A 20,160-nucleotide genomic window follows, 5' to 3' on the forward strand; every position below is an offset into this window, starting at 1 on the left:
CGACCGATCGGGGGTAGATCAGTCGTCGGCCGTTATTTGTAGGGATCAGCCGCATCGCGCAACCCGTCTCCCAGAAAGTTGAACGCCAAAATCACCAAGACCACAGGTATAATCGGGAAAAGCAACCACGGATAGAACGCAATAACACTTACGCTCTTGGCTTCCGTCAGCAAAATGCCCCAGCTGGTGATCGGCGGGCGAAGACCAAGCCCAAGGAAGCTCAACGCGGTCTCGCCCAGGATCATGCTGGGAATGGAGATCGTCGCCGAGGCGATCAGGTGGGACATGAAGCCCGGCACTAGGTGTCGCCCGATCACGCGCGGGGTGCTGGCGCCCATCAGCTGGGCGGCCTGCACATAATCCTCCTCGCGCAACGCCAGCAGTTTCGAGCGCACGGCGCGCGCCAAGCCTGTCCAGTCGATGATACCGAGAATGATGGTAATGCCGAAATAGATGACGAGCGGGCTCCACGTCACCGGCATGATCGCCGCCAGCGCCATCCATAGCGGCAGGCTCGGCAGCGATTGTAGCACTTCGATCAGGCGTTGCACGATCAGGTCGAACACGCCGCCACGATAGCCCGCAAGGCCGCCGATGACGATGCCGAGGCAGAAGCTGATCGAGATGCCGATCAGGCCGATCGTCAGCGAGATGCGGGCACCGTAGAGAATGCGCGAAAGCACGTCGCGGCCCAGCCGGTCGGTCCCGAGCAGAAACATCTGGCCGCCCTCGGCGGGGCAGACCATATGCAGGTTGGAATCGAACACGCCCCAGAACTTGTAGGCGTCGCCGCGGCAGAAGAAGCGGATCGGCTGCACATCGCCGGGTTTGTCGCTGTAGAGCCGGTGCAGCGTATCCATATCCAGCGACATGGTGCGACCATAGACGAATGGGCCGACGAACTTGCCGTCATTGAAAAAGTGCACACGCTGCGGCGGCGAGTGGATGAAATCGACGTTCTTGGTGTGCAGCCCGTAGGGCGCCACGAATTCCACGACGATGATCATCAGGTAGACGGCGATCAGGAAGACCGCCGAGGCCAGCGCCAGGCGGTGCTGCTTGAACTTCCACCACATCAGCTGCTTCTGCGAAGCCAAGTGGATGCGCGATTGTGCCGCCGTCATGGTTTCGGTCGCCATCGGATCGAAAGGCGCGGTCGAGACATAGTGCGGCATCGGTGCGCCGGGTGGGGGCAAGGGCGACATTATTTGGTGCTCCTGCCTTGCAGGCGAATACGCGGGTCGAGGAAGCCAAGGGCAATATCCGATATCAACACGCCGATGACATTCAGGAAGGCCAGGAACATCAGGAAGGAGCCGGCGAGATACATGTCCTGGCTCTGAAGCGCCTTGATCAGCATCGGGCCGGTGGTCTCAAGCGACAGCACGATCGCGACGATTTCCGCGCCTGAGATGATCGACGGCAGGATTGAGCCGATATCGGCCACGAAGAAATTCAGCGCCATGCGCAGCGGATATTTGAGCAACGCGCGCAGCGGATGAAGACCCTTGGCGCGCGCCGTCACGACATACTGCTTCTGCATCTCATCGAGCAGATTGGCGCGCAGCCGCCGGATCATGCCTGCGGTACCCGCTGTGCCGACGATGATCACGGGGATCCACAGATGCGAGAGGATCGATCTCGCCTTTTCCCAGCTCATCGGCTCGGCGAGGTACTTCTGGTCCATCAAGTGGCCGATCGAAACCCCGAACCAGATGTTCGCGAAATACATGAGGATCAGCGCCAGCATGAAGTTCGGAATGGCGATGCCGAGCAGGCCGAACAGCGTCAGGCCGTAATCGCCCCAGCTGTATTGATGGGTGGCGGAATAGATGCCGATCGGAAAGGCGATCAGCCAGGTCAGAAGGATCGTCGTAAAGGAGACCAGAATGGTCAGCCACAACCGGTCGCCCACGACTTCCGAGACCGGCAGCTGGTATTCGAACGAATAGCCGAAGTCGCCATGCAGCATGCCGCCGACCCAGTAGAAATAGCGAACCACGGCCGGTTTGTCGAAACCGTACTGCTTTCTGAGTTCCTCGATTTCCTGCAGGTTGGCGCTTTCACCCTGCGCACGCAATTCCGCGATCTGGCTTTCGAAAAAGTCGCCAGGCGGCAGTTCGATGATGGTGAAGACCAGCGCCGAGATGATGAACAGCGTGGGCACCATGGCGGCGATGCGCCAGAGGATATATCTCAACATCGCTCAGGCCTCCTTGAACCAGAAGGTGTCAGGCATGTAGATGCCGAGATAGGATGTCGGATCGAACCCATAGAGGCCTTGCTCCGGCACGTTTTGCAATTTCGCTGATTTTAGAATGGGTTGCAGCGTACTGTTGATCAATCCAATCGAGAAGACCTGCTGCGTATAGAGCGACAGCATCTGGTGCCAGATCGCTTGGCGCTCCTCGAAATGAGAGGTCGCGCCCCAGTGGCTGAGCAAGCTGACGAGCTGCTCGGCTTCCGGCAGGTCAGGCGCGGTTCCAGCCTGTCCGGCGGACAAATGATACATGCCCCAGAGAGGCCATTGCAGCTGGTCGTCCATGGTCGGCGCAAGTTGGCTCGGCGACATGTCGGCGGTCGCCACCCCGTTATCGATGCCGAACCAGATCGACATCATGATGCGTCCGCTCATGGCTCGGTCACGGAAGACGTCGCGCTGCGAGGTGCGGGTGTAAAGTGCAATGCCGACCTCGCGCCAGTGATCGCGCACCAGTTCGAGCACGTCGGTGTCGAGGTTGCTCTCGCCCGCCGTTTCCACCGTGATCTCGGCGCGGCGCCCGTCCGGCAGCAGGCGGATGTCTTCGCTGTCGCGCTGGGTCAGCCCCAGTTCGTCGAGCAGGCGGTTGGCTTCATCAGGATCGTGGGCGATGAAGGCGTCGGCATATTCCTGCTTGAACAGCGGGCTATCCGGCAAAACGGTGTCGGCGCTCGGCTTGCCGAGGCCATAGAAGGCTACCATGTTGATCTCGTGCCGATCGACGGCCAGCGAAAGCGCGCGCCGGAAGCTCGTCTCGCGGAAAAGCTTGCGCCAGACATCGTCGGCGCAGTTGAGGTTGGGCAGCAGGGCCACTCGCGAGCCGCGCACCTGCTTCCAGAGATTGACCTTCACTGGGAAGCGCTTTTCCGCGTCCTTGAGATAGGTGTAGTCGTTGAAATCGACGCCGGTGGCCTGCAGGTCGGATTCGCCCGCGCCCGCCTTGGCGGCAATGATCGAGGACGAGCTGACGCTCATGATGAAACGATCGACATAGGGCAGTTGCACGCCGTTCTCATCGATCCGGTGGAAGAATGGATTGCGCACGAAGACGAACTGTTCGGCCGGCGGCGGCGTCGTGTTGACCCACGGGTCGAGCGATGGCAGGTCGGGATTCTCGGGGCGCGAGGCGCGCGACATCTTGATGTGCAGATCGGCCCATTTCTTGACCCGGTTCTGCTTCATCAGCGCGGACAGACGAAAATCGTCTTGATACTTCTTGTGGAATTGCTTCAGATAGTGTGCCGGCCCGTAGATGACCAGCGGCAGCGGGCCGGCAAGCGCCGGCATGAAGTTCGGGTTCGGCCGATCCCAGGTGTAGCGCACGGTTAGCGGATCAATCACCTCGAAGCGCGGCAGGTTGCCATGCGGGCGAAGCTCCAGCGCGCCGCCTCCCGGCGTCAGGTCCTTGTTGAGGATGACGTCTTCCCACCAGTAGCGGAAATCATCCACCGTAAACGGCGATCCGTCGGACCAGCGATGGCCTTCGCGAAGATGGAAGGTGAAGACGGAATCGTTTTCCGAGGTGAAGCCCATCAGGATATCGGGCTGGAACTGCAGCTTGGTATCGTAGCCGATCAGCCTGGAATAGCCGTAGACCGTCATGTAGCGGATGTCTTTCGCGCTGCCGATGATCGTGCGCACGGTGCCGCCATAGACGCCGGGCTGCCGTCCGGTGGCCTTCATGTTGATGATTCTCGGGTGGGTCGGCAGGCGCTCCACCATCGGCGGGATGCGATCTGCACGCAGCCAGTCGCGCAGGAATTCAGGCTCGATATCCCGATCGCCCACCGCTTGCGCCAGCGATGGTGAAATCGCCGCGCCAACCAGTCCACCGATGAAGCCACGACGCGTTACCATGCGCGCAACTCCTTCGCATCGGCGCCTTTTCGCGCACGCACGAAATGCCCGTTGCCGAGATCGGCATAATCGAGTTCCGATGCGTCGTCGTGCTCGGCGGTAAAGGTCACGCCCCAATTCTGCTTGTCAGCCGCGCCATTCTTGCGCAACGCCTCGAAGTCGAGCGGACGGTCGAGATCGGGGAAGGGGACGGCTGCCAGAAGCGATTTGGTGTAGGGGTGAACGGGATCGCGCAGGATGATCTCGCGCGGCGCGATCTCGACGATGCGGCCCTTGCACATGACCGCAATGCGATCGGCCATGTAGTCGACCACAGCGAGGTTGTGCGAAATGAACAGATAGGTCAGCCCGAGTTCTTTCTGGAGATCTTTCAGGAGATTGAGGATCTGCGCCTGGACCGAAACGTCGAGTGCCGAGACGGGCTCGTCGAGAATGATGAGCTTCGGTCCGAGTGCCAGAGCACGCGCGATCCCGATGCGTTGGCGTTGGCCGCCGGAGAAGCTGTGCGGGTAGCGGTTGAGATAGCGCTTATCCAGCCCGATCGCGCCCATCAGCGCCTCGACCTTGCGATTGCGCTCCGCGCTGTCGCCACGGTCGTGGATTTCGAGCGGCTCGCTGAGAATGTTGCGCACGGTCATGCGCGGGGACAGCGACGATACAGGGTCCTGGAAGACCATCTGGATATTGGTGCGCAGCTCCTGCAGATCATCCCCTGTGACGGACAGGACATCGACGACATCCTTGCCGTCGTTGAAGATCACCGAGCCGCTGTCCGGCGACATCGCCCGCATGAGGATCTTGCTGACGGTGGTCTTGCCGCAGCCGGATTCGCCGACGAGGCCAAGGCACTCTCCACGGCGAATATCGAAGCTGACATCGTCGACAGCGCGGACGCCCGCGTGATCGCGCATGCCAAACAGGCCGCGGTTGCGTGTCTTGAAGGTCTTGGTCAGATTGTTGACCGACAGCAACACTTCCGGTCCCTCGGCCGCCACCTTGGCCTTCTTCTTGCCGACCAGAGATTCGAGATTGACCGGAACGTCACGCAGCGCTTTCAGCCGCTCGCCTTCCTTCATGTCGAAGTGCGGAACGGCGGCCATCAGGCCCTTGAGATAGGGGTGCTGCGGATTGCGGAAAATCGATTCCACTGGCCCGGCTTCCATGATCTCGCCATGGTAGATCACAACCACTTCGTCGGCCATGTTGGCGACGACGCCGAGATCGTGAGTGATCAGCAGCATCGCCATGCCGAGCTTGTGCTGCAGATCGCGCAGCAGTTCGAGGATCTGCGCCTGGATCGTCACGTCGAGCGCGGTGGTCGGCTCGTCAGCGATCAGCAAAGCGGGGTTGCAGATAAGCGCCATGGCGATCATGGCGCGCTGGCGCATGCCGCCTGAGAGCTCGAAGGGGTACATGTCGAATGTGCGCTTCGGATTGGCGAAGCCGACGAGGCCGAGCATCTCCTCCGTCTTCTGCCGCGCTTCCTTCTTCGTCGCGTCGGTGTGGATCAGCAGCGACTCGCTGATCTGGTTGCCCACCGTGTGCAGCGGCGACAGCGACGTCATAGGCTCCTGGAAGATGGTCGCCATCCGGCGGCCGCGCAGATCGCGCATCTCTTCGCTGTCGCGCGAATATTTCAGGATATCGGTGGCTTTACCATCGAGAGGGTCGGTGAAGAGAATGCTGCCCGACGCCTGCGCAGGATTGGGCAGAATGCTCATGATGCTCTGGCTGATGACCGACTTGCCCGAACCGGACTCGCCAACCAGCGCCGTCACCTTGCCGGGCAAAATGCGCAAATTTGCGTTCTTTACGACACGCAGCTTGTCGCCGAAAACCGAGAAGGAGATATCCAGATTTTCGATGCGCAGCAGATCGGACGCGGACGCCATACCAATGAAATTCCCCAGTTTTCTTCGTTCCCGTTACGAAGACACTAGCGTACGGCAATCAGGGTGTCCAGTTGATGACGAACACATTGAAATTGGGGAGATTTCCGCAGTTTTATCCAGCCTGACCCAGGCACTCTGCCTAGAGCGACTATTGCATGAACTTGTCCGCCGTTGGCGCCTTGGCATGCTTGCGCGCATCGCGGTGCAGGAGGATAACCTGCTCGGCCTCCGACAGTGCGTCCTGGGGCACGTCGTGGAAGCTTTGCTCGGCATGCGGATGCGGGGCCGGCGCATGCGGCTGCAGCACCGTGATCTTCTGGCGCACCCCACGCAGCTTTTCCTCGCCCAGCGTCGTCCATTCGCCGCCGCAATAGCCGGCGAAGGCCTGGCTCGCGACGACCTCGCGCGAATATTTCTTGGTCAGCGATTGCAGCCGCTGGACCTCGTTGACGGCTGAGCCGAAGGCCGAAAATGTGAGCCTGTCCTTCAAGCCGACATTGCCGAACATGACGTTGCCCACATGCAGCCCTATCCCGTAGGCAATCTTGCCGAGGCCATTCGCCTGCCGCTCGCTGTTGAGTTCGGCCACCCGCGATTGCGCCTGGTGAACGGCAGACAAGGCCGACTGGCAAGCGATTTTCGACGGGTCCTTGTGGCGGCCGCAGGGGTAAACGGCCAGGAATCCATCACCGATGAAGCTCAGGATCTCGCCGCCATTGCGGTTGAAAGGTGCGGCGATCGCATCGAAGAACTGGTTCAGCGTATCGATGTAATTCTGGCGGCCTTCCTTCTCGGCATAAACGGTGGACTGGCGCATGTCGCCCATCACGAGCGCTGCGCGGATGGTTTCGCCATCGCCGCGTCGGATCTGGCCGTTCAACACGCGCTTGCCCGCATCGCCGCCGAGATAGGTGGTCAGCATGTTGTTGGCGAGCTTGCCGAGCACCGCCATCTTGGCGGCAACGGCGAGGTGGTTCTGCATGCGCAACAGGGCGTCGATCATGTCGTCGGAAAAGCCGGAATGGCTGTCTGTCGACCACGAACCCATCATGCCCTGCACAGAGCCATCGCCGAAAGGCTGCACGAAAGCGAGATAGTCGGTGACCCGCTCGGCGCGCAGATCGGCGAACACGGGAAACTCCACCGGCCCATCGGCCGGGATATGGCGACGGATATGCTGCAGATTGTTGTCGAGGAGATAATAGTAGGGGCTCTGCAGGAACCGGTCCGGCTTCTGCCCTGCCGCATGGCGATACCCCTCGATCGTCACCCCGCTTGCCCGCCGCCAGGTGAAGCTCAGCGCATCATACAAGGGATGCAGCATCGAGAAGGTGAGGTGAACGCGCGCGATCGGAAGGCCGGCGGCCGCGATGCGCTCGCAGAAGCCGCGGACGATGTTTTCGAGATCGTCGCCAGCGAGCGACGAATTCGTCAGCCACTCGGCAACACGGTCCAGTAGAATTGAAGAAACCCGAGTATCGATCGCGCCCATGCCTGCCAATATCCTCATAAGGCGCGTCACCCCCGAAAAACGTCGGATAATCGTCCAGCCGCACCATGTGCGCCAGGCGAAATGAGGATGAACGAGCAGTATTATTGTGTCAACGATCCGCCACAGCGGCGGAGGTACCTGTCAGGCCACAGGTGAATGCGGCCGGATAAGCTGCCTTTTGGTGGTTGGTTATATACTCTAGATAGGTCCGCCATACGCGCGAGACAATGGGCGCGGACCAAATTCCGCTGCTCCGTCAAATGTCTGCGGGAGGCCGAGTCATTTCAGCAACACCGCGACGAACAGCCTGCCAGACGACACCGCGTGTTCACGTTCGCGTCAGTTGCCCAATATGCCGTTTGGCGGGTTTAATTCGCCGCGATCTTACACTAGATCAGGGTTCCTTTCTGTTTCAGGCGAGACCCGCTTTGCAAAGCACCTCTGTATTCGACGATCTTTCCAACAAGATCGAGACCCGCACGGCGCGCGCCGGCATCATCGGCCTCGGCTATGTCGGCTTGCCGCTCGCCATGGCGATCGCCCGTAGCGGCTTCGCGGTCACCGGCTTCGATGTCGACCCGAAGAAGATCGTCGCCATCGATGCGCGCAGCTCCTATATCGACGCGGTCACCAGCGCCGATCTGCAGGCTCAGATCGATGCCGGCCGGTTTGCCGCGACGACCGAGTTTTCCGGCCTTGCCGATTGCGATGTTATCGTCATCTGTGTGCCGACGCCGCTCACCAAGCACCGCGATCCGGATCTATCTTTCGTCGAAGCGACATCGCGCACGATTGCCGAGCATCTCCGCAAGGGCCAACTCGTCGTGCTGGAATCGACGACATATCCTGGAACGACCGATGATGTGGTGAAGGTCATCCTCGAGAAGACCGGCCTGAAATCCGGAACCGATTTCTTCGTCGGCTTCTCGCCGGAACGCGAAGACCCCGGCAACCAGCACTTCAACACGGCCACGATCCCGAAGGTTGTTGCCGGCGACGGCGCTCAGGCCCTGTCGCTGATGTCGGCTTTCTATGGCGCTGCCGTGAAGACGGTGGTTCCGGTGTCGTCAAATGCGACTGCGGAAGCCGTCAAGCTGACGGAAAACATCTTCCGGTCCGTCAATATCGCCCTCGTCAACGAGCTGAAGACGGTCTACGCGGCCATGGGCATCGATGTCTGGGAAGTGATCGATGCGGCCAAGACCAAGCCGTTCGGCTACATGCCGTTCTATCCGGGGCCGGGGCTGGGCGGCCATTGCATCCCGATCGATCCCTTCTACCTCACCTGGAAGTCACGCGAATACGAACTGCCGACGCGTTTCATCGAGCTTGCCGGCGAGATCAACTCGGCGATGCCGCGCTATGTGGTCGGCAAGCTTGCCGAAGCGCTGGATATCCGCGTCGGCAAGGCGCTCAGCCGCTCGCGCGTTCTCATGATCGGCCTCGCCTACAAGAAAAACGTCGCGGATATTCGCGAGAGCCCGTCCTTGCGGCTGATCGAGGTGATCGAGGAACGTGGTGGCCGTGCGGATTATCACGATCCGCATGTGCCGGAGATCCCGTCCACGCGTGAGTATCAGGCGCTGAAGGGGCGTCAGTCCGTAGAGCTCACCGATGAGGTGCTTGCAGGCTATGACGCGATCCTGATCGCAACGGATCACGATGGCGTCGACTACAAGCGTCTTGCCGAAAGCGGCGCGCTGATCGTCGACACGCGCAACGTCTTCGCGCGGCTCGGGATTACCGCCGAGACCATCATCAAGGCGTGATTTCGTCGATCGACAGCGTCTTGCCGGTCATCTGGCTGGCGGCGACAGCGTAGCCGCCGCTTGCTCCATCGATGAAATGCATATGATCGCGCGATAGCGGCGTCGGCACGAAGCACGTCATCAGTGCCGATGTCTGGCTGTGAAGGCCATAGCGCGCGATGCCGTCAGCCTGCGCCTTCTCCAAAAGCGCCCGGATCAGGCCGAGGCGATGCGCATCGATGTCGAGCGTCATCTTCAGGCCATCGTCGAATTTGCGAAAGTCGGAATTGCCGGCGACGTCGCGCTTGTAGAGCCGGGCGTCGAAGGTGCCGAACTTCAAATTCAGCTTGTGCAGGATCACGGTCAGCGCGACCTGCAGCATGATGATGATTCGCTGCCGCAGCCGCCCCGCATGCGGCGCCGTCGCCCGGACCTCCCGGTTGATGCCCTTCAGCGAGAAGCCAAGCGCCGGCCCATCGGCCGGAACCGGATGCGCGTCGCGGCTCTGTTCGGCGGAGATGGCGACCACGTCGCTCACCAGCTGCCGGAACTCCGGCGTCACGCCACGGTCGCCCGGCACCGCGATGATCGAGGCGATCTCGCCATTGCGGGATTCGATCGGGTTCCAGCGACAGGAAAGGCCAGTCAGATCCGGGCGCGCGCCCGCCGGTGCCGGCTCGATGGCGTAGCGTCCTTCCTTCATCTGCCGCTCGGCCCAGTTGCCGCCACCGCCCGCGAACATCGCGTAGCTGACGAAGGGGCTTGCCGAATATCGGGCGACGCGCACGTCCAGCCCCTCTCGCCTGATGTCGCTGAGCGGCACCAGGGCAACGCGCAGCGTCAGCAGCAGATCCTCCTCGGCCCATCGCTGGGCCGCCCCAAGCGCTTCGCGCGCCGCTGTTTCCATAGAGCCGGGCAGGGCGACGATCGCGCCATCGCCGCCGAAAACGAAGGGGTAGTCGCCCTTGCCGAGCGCGTTGAGCACGGCGGAGATGACGCTCGCGCCGGCCATGTTCACGTCCTTGTAGCGACCATCCATGATCGCCTGCGTCGACCCGACGATATCGGCAACCGCCAACACCCAATCATCAGGCAGGCGGCGATAATTGTTCGTATCTGTCACGCCCTCGAATTGGTCGAAGACCGGCACGCTGGCAAAGAAGCTGTCGTCGGGAATGTCGTTCATATGAGAGTTAGAACAGACAGGCCGATCTGCGGCAATGGCATTTTCGGCGCGGACCGATCTTGCTCAATTCCAATCGGTCACGCGGGGGCGAAGACGATAACCTTCATGTGAGTTTGGCAGGCAGCCGCGCATGTCGGCTTGCACGCTTGACCCTTTGCCGCTAGCTCTGTCGCCAACATCCATGCTTGCAACGCGTGGCTGCGAAACCGCGAGATATCGGTTTTGCGGCAAACGCCAACAGCAGGCATGCATCCATCCCACAAGCGTGATGTCTTTGCATCCGCTCTCATGAACTACGAACGGACACAGTCGCAAATGAGCCGCCTCGACAGCTTCATTCGCCGTTTGACGGCCCAGCGTGATATTCTGAACTCCATCGTCGATCTCGTTCAAAAGATAGAAGGTCCCGTGCTCGAATTCGGGCTCGGCAACGGCCGGACCTACGATCATCTGCGCGAGCATTTCCCCGGTCGCCGCATCATTGCCTTCGACCGCGACGTGCGCTCCTATTCGTCCTCGACGCCGCCGGCCGAGAACATGGTGACCGGTGAGATCCGCGAATCGGGCCAAGCCTTCCTCGGCATCGGCGCCGCTCTCGCGCATGCCGATATCGGTACCGGCCATGACGAGATCGATGCGGTGACGCTGACGTGGCTGCCGCAACTGATGGTTGGCGTTCTGGCAACGGGCGGGATCGCCGTCAGCGGCCTGCCGATCGAGCAGCCCGAACTCGAACCGCTGCCGCTTCCAGCAGGTATCAAGGAAGGCCGCTACTACCTCTACCGCCGGCGCTGATCAGGGCAGGAACAGCACGTCGTACTGGTCGATGTCGCCGGGCAGGTCCTGCACGGCCATTTCCTTCTCTCCGTCTTCAAAGAATACGAGGCAGCGATCGTAGAAACCGGCAAGCGTGGCGATGAAGTCGCCTGTCTGTGCCGGGCCGTAAAAGCTTGGCGTGAACTCCATGTAGAGTGGCACGCGGCGCGATAAGAGCGGTAGCATGGACCGGCACGCCACCGGCTCATATCCTTCGATATCCATCCAGACGAGGCCGATTGCGGCGGGGTCGATCGAAAGATCGGCCAAGATCTCCGTCACCAGCCGAACGGGGACGCTGATCTTCGTGTCGCTGGCGCTCTGCCGGATCGCGCTGCTCTTGCCGTGATTATTGGCATTCATGAAGAAATCGATCTCGCCCGACATGTCGCCGGCTGCGCAATTGACCGCGGTTACTTTCTCGTCGAGCCGATTCTGCCGCAGATTGAGCTGCAGCAGCGGAAAATTGCGCGGATCCGGCTCGATCGTGACGATGTGCTGATAAGCGCCGCTGAGCGCGAAATAGACCGTCTGCGTGCCGATATTGCCGCCGATCTCCAGCAGATGGCTGTCACCTCGCAACAGGCCGCGTTGGCGCAGGATCGTCAACAAGCGATCGACGTGATCGCGCTCGAAATGCCCTTTGCGGAACACCTTGCGGCCGATGTAGTCGGAAGGCGAGAAGGTCATCAGGTGGTCGCCGGCATCGACGGTCATAGAGACGACGCGCGGCCCGATGCTTTCGATCAGGATGCGGCGGCCGGTACGCGTATCGAAGAGCTTGCGGGCGATCGCGTTGCGCATCTTGCGCCAGCGCTTCATCCAGTATTTGGCGGTCAGCCGCGATTGGCCGGGCATCAGGTCTGTCCTTCGAGCAGTTCGATCGCCTTGTCTCGCGGAATGACATAGACTTTCAAGGGCAGCGCGCGGCCTCTGACGCTGATTTCACGACTTTCTATCCCGCCCATGTCGGCACCGGCGAGTGCTGCAACCGGCTCGGAGACGACAAGCGCTACCTCGAACTCCTTCGCGGCGGCCTCCAGGCGGCTGGCGACGTTCACCATGTCGCCGATCGCCGTCGTGCTGCGGGCACGACCGAAGCCCAGCGTTCCCACCACCGCCGGGCCGGTATGGATGCCGATGGCGATGCGCAGCGGCATGGACAGTTCGTCCGACAGTTCCTCGCTCAGCTTTTCAATGTCGCGCGCGATCGATGCCGCTGCCGTCAGCGCTTGCCGACAGGCCTCCTCGGGCGAGGTGCCGATGCCGAAGAGCGCCATGGCGCCGTCGCCGATGAACTTGTCGACCCGCCCGCCGGCCTTCTCGACCGCATTGCCGACCAGCGCGAAATAGCGATTCAGCAGGAAGACAATATCGAAGGGCAGGCGGTCCTCGGTCAGCGCCGTGAAGTCGCGTATGTCGCAGAAGAGAACGGCGATCTCGCGCTCGCGGCCGGGCGTCGTCTCCTGCGTGTTGGCGGGCAGGGCGGTCTCCGTCGCGCGAAGCAGAAGCGGCACCACGGTCACGTCTTGCGTTGGGCGCAGCTGGCAAGCAAGCCGGACATCGGGTGCGGCGTTGATCCGCTTCAGCGTCGATTGCTCCATCCGGTCGGGAGCAGGAAGTGCCTCGAGATTGCTCAGCACCTGTACCCGGCAGGTGGAGCACTGCCCCTTGCCGCCGCAGACGGAATAATGCGGTATCCCACCAAGTCTGCTTGCTTCAAGAACCGTGAAGCCGCGCGGTACGCGCACCACTTCCCCGCCCTGATAATGCACGGTGATCTGGTCGACACGTTCCCTCCAGCGGCGATGCGTTCTGGCCGCGACGACGAGGAACAAGGCGCCTGCGAACGAGCCGTATAGCCCGGTGCGGATCATCCTGACTTCCGCGATCGCTTCCGGGTCCTTCATGTAGCGCGAATTGAGGTTGGATTCGTAGCGACTGCTATCTGCAATCCCCTCGTATGCCGGCTCGGCTATGGTGCGGCCCATCTCGATGAAGCCGAGAATGGCGAGAACCGGCACGAGAATGGCAACGACCAGCAGCGACGCCGCGATATCCGTGTACCAGTTGCGATAACGCAGCCAGTAGTGCAGGCCGATGCAGCCGTGGAACCAGACGAACACGAGCGCGACCACCTGGCGCAGCCCATTGCCGGGCGCGTTGATCCACAGCGTGCGCATGATCGTTTCGTAATTGTCGCGGTAGCCGTAGAGCGCGTGAACGACACGCGTGCCGATCACGTGGTCGATCAACAAGATGGGAATTGCCAGACCGAGAATGATCTGGGCAAGCTCCCCCTTGGGCATGACGAGGCTGCGGCGGATGTAGATCGAGCGCAAGACCAGCGCGATATGGGTGAAGATCGCGCCGTAGAGTGCGAGCGTGCCGACCGGATTTCGCCAAAGTGCGGTGAAAAACCGTCTACCATCTTCCGCCGCCGAAACGGAAATGAGGCCGAGCGCATGATTGGAAAAATGCAGGAACGCGAAGGCGAACATGACAAGGCCGGAGCCGAGCCGAGCACGCCTGATCGAGCGTTCCGAAAAAATGCTGCTGACTGCGCCGCTCGCCATTCAATACCGTTCTTGAAACCCAAATCACATTTGCACTAGTGATAGGGCAATTGAGGTTTTATTGCCGCCTTTCGACCGTCCGTGCACGTCACATGTTCGTCAGCAAGCCGTAAGGATGAAGACCATAGCAAACTTTCGCCTGGCGGGCACAGGGCCGGTCTTGAACACTGCATCTCAAAGTGCGTGACCACATGCGCATAGCATTCTACGCACCGCTGAAATCGCCCAACCATCCGGTGCCCTCGGGAGACCGGCTGATGGCGCGGCTGCTGATCCGCGCCTTGCAGGTGGGCGGCCATACGGTCGAGGTCGCATCCGAATTCCGCAGCTTCGCATCGACGGCGGAAGCGGCGGCAAAGGTCGAAGGCGAAGCGGCCTTGGAGTTGCAGCGGTTGCGGGCCGCGTGGGCGGGCGAAGGCGAGCCCGATCTCTGGTTCTGCTATCACCCCTATTACAAATCCGTCGATCCATTCGGACCGGCACTTTGCGCGGAATTCGGCATTCCTCTTGTCACTGCGGAAGCATCCTACTCCCCCAAGCGCGATCAGACCGATTGGGGGCCATATCAGGCGCGGATCGGCGCGATGGTCAGGGACGCTGCGGTCAACATCGGCTTCACGCGACGCGACCGAGAGGGCCTCGAAAGGGCAATCCCCGAGGCGCACATCGCGGTACTCGCCCCTTTCATCGACACGACGCCATTTGAGGGCCGCCAGCCAGTGCCGGAGCCGACACGGCTGATTACCGTCGCGATGATGCGCGCCGGCGACAAGATGCAGAGCTACGCGATGCTCGCCGAAGCGCTGACCAAGATAAGCAACAAGCCGTGGACGCTGGCGATCGTCGGTGACGGTCCGATGCGCGGTGAGGTCGAGCGCCTTTTCTCAACGTTCGAGCCGGGGAGGCTCGATTGGCTTGGGGAGCGTGGTGCTGACGATATCGTTGCGGACCTTGGAAGATCAGGCATCTACGTATGGCCGGGCTGCGGTGAGGCCTATGGGCTTGCCTATCTTGAGGCTCAGGCGGCCGGCTTGCCTGTGGTCGCTCAGAACACGGCGGGCGTTCCAGAAGTCGTCCAGTCTGGCTTGACCGGATTGCTGACGGCTGAGGGGGATATCGCCGCCTACGCTTCGGCGATCAGCGATTTGCTCGATGATGCCTTGAAACGCACCGAGATGGCGAACGCGGCACGCCGCTTCGTTCTGGCCGAACGATCGCTTGCGATTGCGGCAAAGGCGATCGACGAGATTTTATGCAGATATATAGGAAAACAATGATGACGGCTGATGACATCTGGGCGCCATTGCGGGCGGAGCTCGACCGTTGGCAGGCCGCCGGCAAGACCGCCCGCTTCTGGCTTCGCGACGACGATGCGATCGAGCCGACGCCGGCGCTGGAGCAGCTGCTGAAGGTGACCGCCGACGCCAACGTGCCATTGACGCTCGCCGTCATTCCGGCGTCCACCGGCGAGGCACTCGCGGCGCGGCTGGCTGACGAGCCGCATGTACTGGTGGCCTTGCATGGATGGTCGCATACCAATCACGCAGGGCCTGACGAGAAGAAGCAGGAACTCGGCGCCCATCGCGCGCCGGAAATCGTGCTCGGCGAGTTGCGCGACGGCTTTGCCATTCTGCAGCGGCTGTTCGGCTCGCGCTTGATCTCGATGCTGGTGCCGCCCTGGAACCGGATCAACGGCGCGCTTATCGCGAAGTTGCCGGCACTTGGCCTTGAGACCCTGTCCGTCTACGGAGTCGCCAAGGCGGGCAGCCCAATACGGCTGCTGAATACCCACGTCGATATCATGAACTGGCACGGCATCCGTGGCGGCAGGCCGCATGAGGAGCTGGTAGCTGACGTGGTGAAGGAACTGCGGGCGCGCTTCGATGATGATGCGGAGCCGATCGGCATTCTCACGCACCATCTCGTGCATGATGAGACCGCCTGGGCGTTCCTCGCCCACCTTCTGGCCGAGACGAGCGCCCATCCCGCCGTCGCCTGGAAATCGGCGGCGTCATTGGTCTAATCCTAGAGTTCAAGAACCTGGTTGTCGCGAGCTGCGAACGAGCTCGGGAAGGCGGCCTGCGCCTGCTTTTCCATGTCTTCCAGCTGCGCATCGGTGCGCGAGGGCGCGTGGTGGAAGAGCGCGAATTGTTTCGTGCCTGCCATCTTCGCCAGTTCGATGCCGTGCTGCCACGTCGAGTGGCCAAAGCCCTTGAAGCGCTGCATTTCGTCTTCGTTGTAAGTGCAGTCGTAGACGGCGAGATCGACGTCCCGCATCATTTCCAGCGCGACGGGATCATGGCTGCCTGGCGTGTGCTCGATGTCGTAGACCAGCGCGATGGAACGGCCCTGATACTCAACACGATAGCCGATCGCGCCGCCAGGGTGGTTCAGCATGAAGGTCTTGATCTTGACGCCGGGATGCGGCTCCAGGATTTGTCCGGCGTGAAAGTCGCGGAAGCTCATCGTCGCCTGGCAGATGTCGGTCTTCACAGGGAACCATGGCGGGCTGATGAATTGCTCGATCATCTCGCGCGTGGTCATCTTGCCATCGAGATGGCCGGACCAGATGCGCAGATCGATCGACGGATAGTAGATGGCCTTGAAGAAGGGCAGCCCGATGATGTGGTCATAGTGACAGTGGCTGAAGAACAGATCGACGTCGCGGACCTGCTCGTTGAGCATGCAGAGCCCGGCTTCGCGGGCGCCGGAGCCCGCGTCGAAGATCATACGGTGTTCGCCACAGCGAATCTCGATGCAGGAGGTGTTGCCACCATAGCGATCGAACTCAGGTCCGGAGACCGGGATACTGCCGCGAACGCCCCAGAACTTTACTTGAAAGAGATCTTTACTCATCGCTTTTTCAAAATGGTCCGACCCCACCGCGCTAACGTGATCATCATTTGATGCCAAGCGTGGCATTCCACAAGCCGTCTTGTTTTACGTACCGCATCCACCCTATCAATCCAACCGGTGGAATTTCTTAAGCAACCGGGTTTTGTCGCAGAAAGCAACAGCTTATGGTTCGATTTTCGTAAATTGCGGTGCGCTTTTGGCCAGCTTGCAGTGTCGAATCCTGATTTTCCTAAAAAATATATGGGAATTCGCATACGGGAATGCAAATGGCTGCCGATCCCACTTAAGTCGAAGGTTCAGGCTGGAAAAGCGGATGGTATCGACGACGCTACGAGGCGTTTTCGGTGCCGATCTTTAGTCGCGCATGGCTGCGGTGCGATATGCACATCGGGCGCCGCCGTTGCCGGCGCCGCCCGATAATGTCGTTTGTTTTCGTTTTCGCCGCCGTTGACCTAGCCGCTCCTCGGAACGAACACCGCCACGCTTTCGCGCTCGACCGTCAGCGGTTCATTGACATCAAGTCTGGTGAATGGATCGTCCGCACCAGTCGCCAGCACACGGCTCCAGTCCTCGATCCCGTTGACCTGAGGCAGTCGGACCTCGCAGTCTCCGCCGGCGTTGAACACCATGAACACACCAGCGCTCTTGTCAGCCTCAGGCGTGTTGGCGCTGTAGGACATGTAGACGCTGAGCAGGCGAAGCTCCGGATCCTTCCAGTCCTCTTCACCCATCTGCTCGCCATCAGGACGATACCAGGCGATTTCGGTGCGCCCATCCTCGCTGACGGCGCCGGTCAGGAAGCGTTCCTGGCGAAGCTCGGGGTGGTCTTTGCGCAGCGCGATCATCTTCTGGCAGAAGCCGAGGAAGGGATCGTCGAGACCGGACCAGTCGACCCAGCCGATTTCGTTGTCCTGGCAATAGGCGTTGTTGTTGCCGCCCTGGCTGTTGCCGACCTCGTCGCCGGCGACGATCATCGGAATGCCCTGGCTGAGAAGCAGCGTCGCCATCATGTTGCGGCGGCGGCGGGCGCGGGCATCGCGGATGCCGGCATCGTCGGCGGCACCCTCGGCGCCCATGTTGTCGGAGTGATTGTCCGAGTGACCGTCGCGGTTATCTTCGCCGTTCGCCTCGTTGTGCTTGTCGTTGAACGAGACCGTATCCATCAGCGTGAAGCCGTCATGAGCGGATAGAAGGTTGACCGACGATGTCGCCGCGCGGTCGGAGTGGTTGAACTGCAGCTGCGAGCCAGTAAGACGCGACGCGATGTCGGGCGCCATGCCGCCGTCGCCCTTCCAGAAGCGCCTGGTGTCGTCGCGGAATTTGTCGTTCCACTCCCGGAACGGATGCGGAAAGCCGCCGACCTGGTAACCGCCTTCGCCGACATCCCAGGGTTCGGCGATCAGCTTCACGCCCGACAGGATAGGGTCCTGGCGGATCGCGCCGAAGAAGATACCCTGGCGGTCGAAGTCGAGGTCCTGGCGCCCGAGCGTGCTGGCGAGATCGAAGCGGAAGCCATCGACGTGCATGACGCCGACCCAGTAGCGCAGGCTGTCGAGTACCATGCGCATGACCATGGGGTGGGCAACGTTTAGCGTATTGCCGGTGCCTGTCGTGTCGTAGGTGTGTCGCGGATCGTCGGGCGAGAGGATATAGTAGCTGGCATTGTCGAGGCCGCGGAAGGAAAGCGTCGGCCCGCGTTCGCTGCCCTCTGCGGTGTGGTTGTAGACCACATCCATGATGACTTCGATGCCAGCGGCGTGGAACGCCTTCACCATCGTCTTGAACTCGGTGATCTTGCTTCCCGACAGATATCGCGGCTGCGGCGCGAAGAAGCCGAGCGTCTGGTAGCCCCAGTAATTGGTAAGGCCTTTTTCCAGGAGATAGCGGTCGTTTGGAAAATGCTGGATCGGCAGCAGCTCGATCGCCGAGATGCCGAGCTTGGTCAGGTGGTCGATGATCGGTTCGCTGCACATGCCGAGAAAGGTGCCGCGCAGCTCCTCGGGTACATCGGGATGCGTCATCGTCATCCCGCGCACATGCGCTTCATAGATGATCGTGTCCGTCCAGGTTCGGCGGATGGCCTGGTCGCCATCCCAGTCGAAATCCGGATCCTGCACGATCCCCTTGACCATATAGGGAGCGCTGTCGCGGTCGTCGAAAGAGAGGTCGTCGTCCTTGGCGCCGATCGTATAGCCGTAGAGCGCGTCGTCCCATTTGAGCTCGCCGAGCACCTGCTTGGCATAGGGGTCGAGCAGTAGCTTGTTCGGGTTAAAGCGGTGACCGGCCTGCGGATCGTAGGGGCCGTGGGCGCGATAGCCATAAACGGTGCCCGGGCCAACGCCGGCGATGTAGCCGGACCAGATGTCACCCTCGCGCTTTGGCAGCGCCATGCGTGCTACCTCCTCCTTGCCATCGGGCGAGAAGAGGCAGAGCTCCATCTGTTCGGCATGGGCAGAAAACACCGCGAAATGCGTTCCCTGGCCGGTGTATTCAGCACCCAGTTCAGGCTTGAGAAAGTCGAGTTCTGAAAACGAAAAGCTCATGGAACGCCCCCGCTTGGTTGTTAGCCTGCAGGGAACGTTGTTGCGCTGCAAAAGTTCCTTGGACTACCGCTAGGGCGTATCGATTTGCGCCACTAAAGATCAGGGCATCAACTGTCCGCCATTGACCTCGATGATCTGGCCGGTCACGTAGCCTGACAGTGTTGGCGATGCGAGGAACAGATAAGCGCCGACGCAATACTCGGGCGTGCCGACGAAGCCCATCGGGATCGACTTGCGCTGCATCTCCATCTGCTCGTCGTTGGTATAACGCTCGTGAAACGGCGTGGCGATCACGCCTGGCGCCACCGCGTTGACGCGAATGCGGTCGGGCACGAATTCCTTCGCATGGCCGCGGGTGATGGTGGAAACGAAGCCCTTGGCGGCTGCGTAGAGAATGGCGCCGCCACCGCCGCCGTTTCGCGCGGCAATCGATGTGGTGTTGATGATGAAGCCGCCCTGCTTCTTCAGCCATGGGTGGGCCGCGCGGGTTGCGGCCAGCACGGAGCGGGCGTTGAGGTCCATTACCTTCTCGTAATGCTCGTCGGTGAATTCCGAGGTCGGCTTGCGGCCTAGCATGCCGCCGGCATTGTTCACCAAGCCATCGAGATGGCCGAATGTCTTGGCGGTCTCTTCGACCACGCGCTCGGTTTCGCCCTCTTTCGACACGTCGCCATGGACGAGATGGACGTGACCGCCCGCCGCCTTGATCTCGTCTGCCAGCGCTTCTGCCTGCTCTCGGCTTGAGTTGTAGTGAATTCCGACCTTCATTTCCTGTGCTGCAAGCGCTCTGGCGAGTGCCGCGCCAATGCCTGTCGAAGCGCCGGTGATCAGAACGGCCTTGCCGGCCAGATCGGGAATTTTGATTGCCGCAAGCAATTGCGCAAGATGTGCCATGAAAACGATCTCCCAGTTTTATCGAAAGGCCGACGCGCGT

At 61.1% G+C, this 20,160-nt stretch carries 15 protein-coding genes; 4 read left to right on the forward strand and 11 right to left on the reverse strand.

Annotated features, from left to right (window positions below):
* Nucleotides 1–32: 32 nt before the first annotated feature.
* The 5 genes from D460_RS0124290 to D460_RS0124310 all read right to left on the reverse strand — a co-directional run bounded on the left by D460_RS0124290 (nucleotide 33) and on the right by D460_RS0124310 (nucleotide 7,501).
* Complete coding sequence (locus D460_RS0124290) at nucleotides 33–1,205, reverse strand: ABC transporter permease (RefSeq protein ID WP_018901201.1); 1,173 nt, start codon at nucleotides 1,203–1,205, stop codon at nucleotides 33–35.
* Nucleotides 1,205–2,203 carry an ABC transporter permease gene (locus tag D460_RS0124295; RefSeq protein WP_018901202.1) on the reverse strand — a complete coding sequence of 333 codons (999 nt, stop codon included), beginning with the start codon at nucleotides 2,201–2,203 and terminating at the stop codon, nucleotides 1,205–1,207. Before D460_RS0124295 ends, D460_RS0124290 begins: the two co-directional genes overlap by 1 nt.
* A gap of 3 nt (nucleotides 2,204–2,206) precedes the next feature.
* Nucleotides 2,207–4,117, reverse strand: coding sequence for an ABC transporter substrate-binding protein (locus D460_RS0124300; protein WP_018901203.1), 1,911 nt, complete (start codon nucleotides 4,115–4,117; stop codon nucleotides 2,207–2,209).
* Entirely contained in the window at nucleotides 4,111–6,009 is a 1,899-nt protein-coding gene (locus D460_RS0124305) for an ABC transporter ATP-binding protein (protein ID WP_018901204.1), read from the reverse strand. Before D460_RS0124305 ends, D460_RS0124300 begins: the two co-directional genes overlap by 7 nt.
* A gap of 148 nt (nucleotides 6,010–6,157) precedes the next feature.
* Nucleotides 6,158–7,501, reverse strand: a complete 1,344-nt coding sequence (locus D460_RS0124310) for an adenylate/guanylate cyclase domain-containing protein (protein ID WP_018901205.1) — start codon at nucleotides 7,499–7,501, stop codon at nucleotides 6,158–6,160.
* A gap of 428 nt (nucleotides 7,502–7,929) precedes the next feature.
* Between D460_RS0124310 and D460_RS0124315 the strand changes: the two genes are divergently transcribed.
* Complete coding sequence (locus tag D460_RS0124315) at nucleotides 7,930–9,270, forward strand: nucleotide sugar dehydrogenase (RefSeq protein WP_018901206.1); 1,341 nt, start codon at nucleotides 7,930–7,932, stop codon at nucleotides 9,268–9,270.
* On the opposite strand, the gene D460_RS0124320 is transcribed toward D460_RS0124315, so the two are convergent.
* Nucleotides 9,260–10,435, reverse strand: a complete 1,176-nt coding sequence (locus D460_RS0124320) for a DUF3095 domain-containing protein (protein ID WP_018901207.1) — start codon at nucleotides 10,433–10,435, stop codon at nucleotides 9,260–9,262. The genes D460_RS0124315 and D460_RS0124320 overlap by 11 nt on opposite strands.
* Nucleotides 10,436–10,750: 315 nt before the next feature.
* Between D460_RS0124320 and D460_RS0124325 the strand changes: the two genes are divergently transcribed.
* Nucleotides 10,751–11,230 (forward strand): class I SAM-dependent methyltransferase, encoded by a 480-nt coding sequence (locus D460_RS0124325; protein ID WP_018901208.1) that lies wholly within the window; start codon nucleotides 10,751–10,753, stop codon nucleotides 11,228–11,230.
* On the opposite strand, the gene D460_RS0124330 is transcribed toward D460_RS0124325, so the two are convergent.
* Both D460_RS0124330 and D460_RS0124335 read right to left on the reverse strand, forming a co-directional pair.
* Nucleotides 11,231–12,109 carry an FkbM family methyltransferase gene (locus tag D460_RS0124330; RefSeq protein WP_018901209.1) on the reverse strand — a complete coding sequence of 293 codons (879 nt, stop codon included), beginning with the start codon at nucleotides 12,107–12,109 and terminating at the stop codon, nucleotides 11,231–11,233.
* Complete coding sequence (locus tag D460_RS0124335; protein ID WP_018901210.1) at nucleotides 12,109–13,827, reverse strand: adenylate/guanylate cyclase domain-containing protein; 1,719 nt, start codon at nucleotides 13,825–13,827, stop codon at nucleotides 12,109–12,111. Before D460_RS0124335 ends, D460_RS0124330 begins: the two co-directional genes overlap by 1 nt.
* A gap of 191 nt (nucleotides 13,828–14,018) precedes the next feature.
* Here D460_RS0124335 and D460_RS0124340 point away from each other — a divergent pair, with 191 nt between their 5' ends.
* On the forward strand, nucleotides 14,019–15,104 hold the full coding sequence (locus tag D460_RS0124340; RefSeq protein WP_026283488.1) for a glycosyltransferase family 4 protein: 1,086 nt from the start codon (nucleotides 14,019–14,021) through the stop codon (nucleotides 15,102–15,104).
* On the forward strand, nucleotides 15,104–15,850 hold the full coding sequence (locus D460_RS0124345; protein ID WP_018901212.1) for a polysaccharide deacetylase family protein: 747 nt from the start codon (nucleotides 15,104–15,106) through the stop codon (nucleotides 15,848–15,850). Before D460_RS0124340 ends, D460_RS0124345 begins: the two co-directional genes overlap by 1 nt.
* Before the next feature lie 2 nt (nucleotides 15,851–15,852).
* Here the strand turns inward: D460_RS0124345 and D460_RS0124350 are convergent, their stop codons facing one another.
* The 3 genes from D460_RS0124350 to D460_RS0124360 form a co-directional block, all read right to left on the reverse strand.
* A complete protein-coding gene (locus D460_RS0124350) occupies nucleotides 15,853–16,683 on the reverse strand; it encodes an MBL fold metallo-hydrolase (protein WP_018901213.1) in 831 nt (276 codons plus the stop codon).
* A gap of 452 nt (nucleotides 16,684–17,135) precedes the next feature.
* Complete coding sequence (glgX, locus tag D460_RS0124355; protein WP_018901214.1) at nucleotides 17,136–19,226, reverse strand: glycogen debranching protein GlgX; 2,091 nt, start codon at nucleotides 19,224–19,226, stop codon at nucleotides 17,136–17,138.
* 99 nt (nucleotides 19,227–19,325) lie between these two features.
* Nucleotides 19,326–20,120: an SDR family oxidoreductase gene (locus D460_RS0124360; protein ID WP_018901215.1), complete on the reverse strand. Its 795-nt coding sequence runs from the start codon at nucleotides 20,118–20,120 to the stop codon at nucleotides 19,326–19,328.
* Nucleotides 20,121–20,160: the final 40 nt, after the last annotated feature.

Origin of the sequence: Rhizobium sp. 2MFCol3.1, from assembly GCF_000377565.1 — a bacterium.
Taxonomy (GTDB): Bacteria; Pseudomonadota; Alphaproteobacteria; order Rhizobiales; family Rhizobiaceae; genus Rhizobium.

Excerpts from the sequence above, each read along its gene's own strand:
- D460_RS0124290 (WP_018901201.1), bottom strand. The coding sequence starts at position 1,205 with ATGTCGCCCTTGCCCCCACCCGGCGCACCGATGCCGCACTATGTCTCG.
- D460_RS0124295 (WP_018901202.1), bottom strand. The coding sequence starts at position 2,203 with ATGTTGAGATATATCCTCTGGCGCATCGCCGCCATGGTGCCCACGCTG.
- D460_RS0124300 (WP_018901203.1), bottom strand. The coding sequence starts at position 4,117 with ATGGTAACGCGTCGTGGCTTCATCGGTGGACTGGTTGGCGCGGCGATT.
- D460_RS0124305 (WP_018901204.1), bottom strand. The coding sequence starts at position 6,009 with ATGGCGTCCGCGTCCGATCTGCTGCGCATCGAAAATCTGGATATCTCC.
- D460_RS0124310 (WP_018901205.1), bottom strand. The coding sequence starts at position 7,501 with ATGGGCGCGATCGATACTCGGGTTTCTTCAATTCTACTGGACCGTGTT.
- D460_RS0124320 (WP_018901207.1), bottom strand. The coding sequence starts at position 10,435 with ATGAACGACATTCCCGACGACAGCTTCTTTGCCAGCGTGCCGGTCTTC.
- D460_RS0124325 (WP_018901208.1), top strand. The coding sequence starts at position 10,751 with ATGAGCCGCCTCGACAGCTTCATTCGCCGTTTGACGGCCCAGCGTGAT.
- D460_RS0124330 (WP_018901209.1), bottom strand. The coding sequence starts at position 12,109 with ATGCCCGGCCAATCGCGGCTGACCGCCAAATACTGGATGAAGCGCTGG.
- D460_RS0124335 (WP_018901210.1), bottom strand. The coding sequence starts at position 13,827 with ATGGCGAGCGGCGCAGTCAGCAGCATTTTTTCGGAACGCTCGATCAGG.
- D460_RS0124340 (WP_026283488.1), top strand. The coding sequence starts at position 14,019 with ATGCGCATAGCATTCTACGCACCGCTGAAATCGCCCAACCATCCGGTG.
- D460_RS0124345 (WP_018901212.1), top strand. The coding sequence starts at position 15,104 with ATGACGGCTGATGACATCTGGGCGCCATTGCGGGCGGAGCTCGACCGT.
- D460_RS0124350 (WP_018901213.1), bottom strand. The coding sequence starts at position 16,683 with ATGAGTAAAGATCTCTTTCAAGTAAAGTTCTGGGGCGTTCGCGGCAGT.
- glgX (WP_018901214.1), bottom strand. The coding sequence starts at position 19,226 with ATGAGCTTTTCGTTTTCAGAACTCGACTTTCTCAAGCCTGAACTGGGT.
- D460_RS0124360 (WP_018901215.1), bottom strand. The coding sequence starts at position 20,120 with ATGGCACATCTTGCGCAATTGCTTGCGGCAATCAAAATTCCCGATCTG.